Annotated in this window: 6 protein-coding genes; 4 read left to right on the forward strand and 2 right to left on the reverse strand. The window is 63.8% G+C overall.

What is annotated here, in order from left to right:
• Window positions 1-26: 26 nt before the first annotated feature.
• Window positions 27-920 (reverse strand): hypothetical protein, encoded by an 894-nt coding sequence (locus ACODSO_RS18375; RefSeq protein ID WP_489038211.1) that lies wholly within the window; start codon window positions 918-920, stop codon window positions 27-29.
• 209 nt (window positions 921-1,129) lie between these two features.
• On the opposite strand from ACODSO_RS18375, the gene ACODSO_RS18380 reads away from it, so the two are divergent.
• Complete coding sequence (locus ACODSO_RS18380; RefSeq protein ID WP_489038212.1) at window positions 1,130-3,070, forward strand: acetoacetate--CoA ligase; 1,941 nt, start codon at window positions 1,130-1,132, stop codon at window positions 3,068-3,070.
• Here the strand turns inward: ACODSO_RS18380 and ACODSO_RS18385 are convergent.
• The gene (locus tag ACODSO_RS18385; RefSeq protein ID WP_489038213.1) at window positions 3,058-3,498 is read right to left on the reverse strand and encodes an acyl-CoA thioesterase; all 441 of its coding nucleotides are present in this window, start codon (window positions 3,496-3,498) and stop codon (window positions 3,058-3,060) included. The genes ACODSO_RS18380 and ACODSO_RS18385 overlap by 13 nt on opposite strands.
• A gap of 35 nt (window positions 3,499-3,533) precedes the next feature.
• Between ACODSO_RS18385 and ACODSO_RS18390 the strand changes: the two genes are divergently transcribed.
• Genes ACODSO_RS18390 through ACODSO_RS18400 form a run of 3 tightly spaced genes read left to right on the forward strand, consistent with a single transcriptional unit; the run spans window position 3,534 to window position 6,020 of the window.
• Complete coding sequence (locus tag ACODSO_RS18390) at window positions 3,534-4,982, forward strand: amidohydrolase (protein WP_489038214.1); 1,449 nt, start codon at window positions 3,534-3,536, stop codon at window positions 4,980-4,982.
• A complete protein-coding gene (locus ACODSO_RS18395) occupies window positions 4,979-5,584 on the forward strand; it encodes a TetR/AcrR family transcriptional regulator (RefSeq protein ID WP_489038215.1) in 606 nt (201 codons plus the stop codon). Before ACODSO_RS18390 ends, ACODSO_RS18395 begins: the two co-directional genes overlap by 4 nt.
• Before the next feature lie 10 nt (window positions 5,585-5,594).
• Window positions 5,595-6,020, forward strand: a complete 426-nt coding sequence (locus ACODSO_RS18400) for a PPOX class F420-dependent oxidoreductase (RefSeq protein ID WP_068373280.1) — start codon at window positions 5,595-5,597, stop codon at window positions 6,018-6,020.
• Window positions 6,021-6,059 lie beyond the last annotated feature (39 nt).

Genomic DNA, 6,059 nt, shown 5'->3' on the forward strand with positions numbered 1-6,059 from the left:
CCGTCATTCGTGTTGTGAACGCGGATTCAGTGTGTGAGAGCGCGAGCCTTCGCTCGCTCGAATCGCATGTATACGTCATGGAAGCTCCACAAGTCCTTCCACGTCCACCGGAATACTTCGTACCCCTCGTCACGGAGGGCGTCTTCCCTTTCCTTCTCGCGCGCAAGTGTCTCCGCCCTCCCGCCGTATTTGGCCATTCCATCGAATTCGCCGATGATCCGAAATTGTGGCCAGAAGAAGTCGACCCGGAAATTCAGACCCGGCACCCGATATTGCAGCGACGGGGCAGGCATGTCGTGGTCGATCATCCGGAGACGGCTGAGTGTCTCGCCTGCGCTTTCGCTGAGACCGTTCATTCGTGCAACTGCCCGACGGGCCGCGGCGATGTTGTGCAGTCTGGAGCTCTGCTCGAGAATCTCCGTCAGCTCGTCCGTCGTGATCGCATACTTGCGGAGCGTAGAATCGCCGATCACCACCGCGTGATCCATATCGACGATGCGGGCGGTGTCGATGACCGTGCGAGCAGGGGAGGTGACCGGTACCGAATCGATATCTACGACGGTCGCGGTGGTGAGTGCTGCGGTGTGTACGTGAACGCTCGACGTCTTTCGGCCGCCGGTCGACCGATCGACAGTGAGGTGGACTCGGTCGAGTTCGGTGTTCCACATCGTGAGGCCGTGCATCACGGCCGCCGAGATGTGACTGACGGCATGATCGGTTCGGCCTCGGACCGCGGCGAGCGCCCTGAGTCGGTGAACAGCGGTCGGCGTCAAGCCGTCGTACCCACGTGCGGGGTAGTAGATGCCTGTGGCAATCTTTCTGATCTCGCCTGCTTCGACCAGTCGGCGAAATTCGGCGTCGGTGTATCCAGCTGCCGACGCTGCTGCGCGCGTGAGGAATCCGTCCGGATCGGGGTGCATGCGACGATCGTGCAGCCGACCTAGTCGCGCTACCACCACCCGACCCGGGATTGTGGATGAACCAGGCAGCTGTGGATGGATTCTGGTTCGTTCGTACCACTCGATACTTGTCGGTTCCTTCTACAACGTTCCTGTTCGTTTACAACGTCGATCCGCGTTGTACACGCACATCTCGGTTGTGACGAGCGGGCTCGAGGAATACTCTCCCCATGACCGAGCCACAGTGGACACCGTCGTCGGAGGACATCGAGAACGCTCGCATCACCGAGTTCACGAAGCGGGTCGAGAAGACCTACGACGTGTCGTTGGAGGGCTACGACGCACTGTGGACCTGGTCGACCGACAACCTCGAGCAGTTCTGGCAGGCGGTGTGGGACTACTTCGACATCATCTCGAGCGAGGATCCGACCGCAGTGCTCGGGAGCGCCGAGATGCCGGGAGCACAGTGGTTTCCCGGGGCGATGCTCAATTACGTCGAACAGGTCAAGCGACAGGTGGATCGCGGTGGGATCGCGATCCAGTACGTGGCCGAGGATGGCACCGAGCGAGCGTTGAGTTGGGACGAACTGGCGCGACAGGTCGGCGCCCTCGCCGTGACGCTGACCTCCGTCGGAGTGGGCATGGGCGATCGGGTCGTCGGTTACCTCCCCAATATTCCGGAGACCGTGGTGGCGTTTCTCGCGACGGCAACCATCGGTGCGATCTGGTCCGCATGCGGGCAGGACTACTCTGCATCTGCTGCCCTCGACCGATTGGGTCAACTGGACCCCAAGGTGCTCGTCACTGCCGACGGATACTCCTACGGCGGCAAATATCATGACAGGACAGCCGATGTGACGTCGCTGCATGCCGGCCTCGCGACGGTGGAGTCGGTGATCCAGGTGGGCGAGCACGTCACCGAGGGATCGATGAGCTGGACAGACGCAACTGCCGGTGTGCACGAATGGGTGTCGACGCCGGTGCCGTTCGATCATCCGCTGTGGGTGGTCTTCTCCTCGGGTACGACGGGCCTGCCGAAGGGGATCGTGCACGGGCATGGTGGAGTACTGCTGGAACATCTGAAGTCGGTTGCCCTGCAGTCCGACATCGGTCCCGAGGACACATTCTTCTGGTACACCAGCCCGAGCTGGATGATGTGGAACTTCCAAGTCGCAGGCCTTCTCGTCGGCGCCACCATCGTGTGTTTCGCCGGCAGTCCTGGATTTCCGGCACCCGACGCGTTGTGGTCGATCGCGGCGCGCGAGCGGGTCACGTTCCTCGGGACGAGCCCCGGCTACGTGTTGGCCTGCATCAAAGCTGGTGTGCACCCGTCGGGTGAGCACGACCTGAGTGCACTTCGCGCTGTGGGCATCACCGGTTCCTCGCTGCCCGCGTCATCGTCGATCTGGTTGGCGGACAACGTCGGTGCACATGTTCCGGTGTTCTCGATCTCGGGCGGTACCGATGTCGTGTCTGCGTTCATCGGTGGCGTCCGAACCGTACCGGTGTGGCCGGGTGAGCTGTCGGCACCGTACCTCGGCGTCGCACTCGATTCGTTCGACGAACGCGGTGAGTCCGTTCGCGGTGACGTCGGCGAATTGGTGATCACGAAACCGATGCCGTCGATGCCGATTCGATTCTGGAACGATGTCGACGGAAGCCGCTACCGCGGTGCCTATTTCGACAGTTTCCCTGGAGTGTGGCGACATGGGGACTGGATCACCCGAACCGAACACGGGAGTGTCGTTGTACACGGCAGGTCGGATTCCACGCTGAACCGCAACGGAATCAGGATGGGAAGCGCCGACATCTACCAAGCAGTCGAGTCGTTGCCCGAGATCGTCGAATCACTGGTGTTGGGCGTCGAATCCGAGAACGGCGGCTACTGGATGCCACTGTTCGTGGTGCTGGCCGACGGCACCGAGCTCGACGACGAGCTACGCCGGAAGATCAAGGACGTCATCACCGAGCACGCGTCTGCCCGGCACGTCCCCGACGAGATCATCGCGGCGCCTGGAATCCCGCATACCAGAACGGGAAAGAAGCTCGAAGTCCCGCTCAAGAAGATCTTTCAGGGCCGTGCCCAGACAGGCGCATTCGACCGAACCTCGGTCGACTCTCCGGAACTGGTGGATTGGTTCGTCGCACGGGGGCGCGATCACGATCGGTGACGCGTCCACTTTGCCAGAAACTGCTTCTCGTCGGGGGTGATGCGGCGCAGCCGCTCCGAGCCGATATCCACCATCGCCATCTGAGTAGTAGCTAGCACTGCAGGCGGGGAATCGGCCGGTGCGTCGGATGGACGCACTTCGTAACCGATGGTGAAGTCGACGGACCGCACCTGCTCGAACCACAGGGCGATGTCGAGCGGACTGTCGGAATGGCGCAGCGGCTTCTTGTACGAGATGTTCACATTCGCGATCAATGCGCTCTTGATCAGCGACTCGTTGGCTTCCCCTGCACTGAGTAGCCATTCGATGCGAGCTTCCTCCAACAGGGTGACCATTCGGGCGTGATTGATATGGGCGAAGGCGTCCATGTCCGACCAGCGGACGGTGATGGTGGCGTGGTAGGCCTGCTCGACGTGTGTCACCGCCATACGTTCTCATGCCCACGGTGATCTAGAGTCCGGGTGTGTTGATCAGAAACGTGGTCCTGGCTCCGGGCGGCGACGCCGTCGACGTGCAGACGGTGCGCGGCGAGATCGCCGAGGTCGGATCGGCCCAGTCGACGGCACGTCCGATCGAGGGAGACGTTCTCGACGGTGAGGGTGCTGCGCTGCTTCCGTCGTTCGTCGACAACCACCTGCACCTGACGCAGTGGGCGGCGTCCTTGACGCGGATCGACGTCTCCGGTGCGGATTCCGCAGTGGACCTCGTAGACATACTCGCGCGGTCGAACGAACGGCATGGTCACGGAATTCTCCGCGCCCAGGGTTTCCGGGACGCCCTGTGGTCCGATGCACCACACAAAGACGTACTGCAGAACGCGCTGCCCGGGCGACCTGTTGCCGTCACGAGCATGGACTTGCACACGCTGTGGCTCAGTCCCGCACTTCTGGCAGATCTCGGCATGGATCATCCGACCGGTGTGCTCCGGGACCACGAGTGCATGGAAGGGCTCAACGCCCTCGAAAAACTGACGAACATCGACCACAGCGATCGCGACACCCTCGCCGCAACCGCCGAGCTGGCGCGCCGCGGAATTACCGCAGTCACCGACTTCGAGTACGCGGACAACCGGGCAGTGTGGGGCCGACGCATCGAGCATGCAGCCCCGGCGGTCGACATCCATTTCGCAGTGTGGCGGGAGTGGCTGGAACACGAACTCGTGCTCGGCGCACGCACCGGTGACGCGATCGCCGAGCACGTCGCACTCGGACCGCTGAAGGTCATGTTCGACGGCTCGCTCAACACGAGGACCGCGTGTTGCCACGATCCGTATCCCGGTGGCAGCTCGACCGGTGTGTTGCTCGAGACGCCGGAGGACCTCGTCGCGCTCATGGAGAGAGCGCAGACGGGTGGAATTCTGCCGGCAATCCACGCGATCGGAGACAGGGCCAACTCGCTGGCACTCGATGCATTCGAGCGGGTCGGCGGCGGCGGCCGGATCGAACATGCGCAGCAGCTCGTCCCCGCCGATGTGCCACGCTTCACCGCGCTGGGGGTAAGCGCCTCGGTGCAGCCCCAGCATGCGGTCAGCGATCGCGACGTCGCGGACGAACTCTGGGACGGTCGTGGATCGATCGCGTACCCCTACCGGTCGTTGCACCGAGCGGGTGCCCGGCTGCTCTTCGGGTCCGATGCGCCGGTCAGCCCGCCCTCGCCCCTCGACTCGATCGCCGACGCCGTATGGCGGACGGACGACGAGCGGCCGCCGTGGCAGTCGGACGAGGCGTTGCCGCTCGATGTCGCGATCGCCGCCGCGTGCGGCGGAAGGGCCTCCATCGAGCTCGGGATGTCGGCAGATGTGGTGCTCCTTGCCGAGCACCCGGCAGGTCTGAGCAACCATGACCTTCGCGCGCTTCCGGTACTGGCCACGGTACGGGCGGGAGCCATCACGTTCGGCGGGCCACCGACGTGACCGAGTTGCCGGCGTGGCAGGTGTACGGGGAAGCCGACCTACCTCTTCCGCTCAGTGCTGCGTTGGCCGCGTTCGTCGAGCAGGGCTACCACGGGACGTCGGTGCGCGAGATCGCCGGGCGGGCCGGCCTGTCGGTACCGGGGCTCTATCATCACTATCCGTCGAAGCAGGCCATGCTCGTCGGCTTGATGTCGGCCGCGATGGACGAGCTCCTAGCGCGGTCCCGGCAGGCGGAGGCCGCGGCCGGGACGTCGCCGCAGGCACGTTTCGACGCCGTCGTTCGATCGCTGCTGCTGTTCCATATGCACCGACGAGATCAAGCGTTCCTGGGATCGACCGAAATTCGCAGCCTGGAGCCTGCCAATCGGGCCGACTATGTCGGCCGACGAGACGAACAACAACGCATGCTCGACGCGATCGTGGCGGCGGGAATCGAGTCCGGTGACTTCGATCTCCGGCACGCCGGGGATGCGTCGCGAGCGGTGACGTCGATGTGTGTCGGGGTCGCAGGGTGGTATCGACCGGACGGACCGTTGAAGCCCGCCGAACTCGTGGAGATCTACCTCGGTATCGCTCGGCGAATTGTCGGAGCCGAAGGGTAAGTTCGCGACCATGGCATCCTTGAGCGATTCGGACGTTCGTGAGTTTCTTGACCACGGGACCAGGACGGGCAAGCTCGGCTACGTCGCCCGGGACGGCCGTCCACTCGTCGCCCCGGTGTGGTTCGTCGTAGAGGACGAGACGATCGTGTTCAACACGGGGGCGGACACCGCGAAGGGCAAGGCCATCGCCCGTGATCCGAGGGTTGTGCTGACTGTCGACCTGGAAGAACCGCCGTACGCATTCGTGCAGGTTCAGGGGGTCGCGGACACGTCTCAGGAGCCGGCAGACCTGCTGCGGACAGCCACCGCAATCGGCGCACGGTACATGGGGGTCGACCGAGCGGAGGAATTCGGTCGACGCAACGGAGTTCCGGGCGAGCTGGTCGTACGTATCAGGCCCACGAAGATCGTCGCGTCGCTGAACATGACGGCTTGATCCGGTGTGCTGGTCGAGCGCCGACGCCCCCGGGCTTTG

This window comes from Rhodococcus sp. FG69 (genome assembly GCF_057808915.1).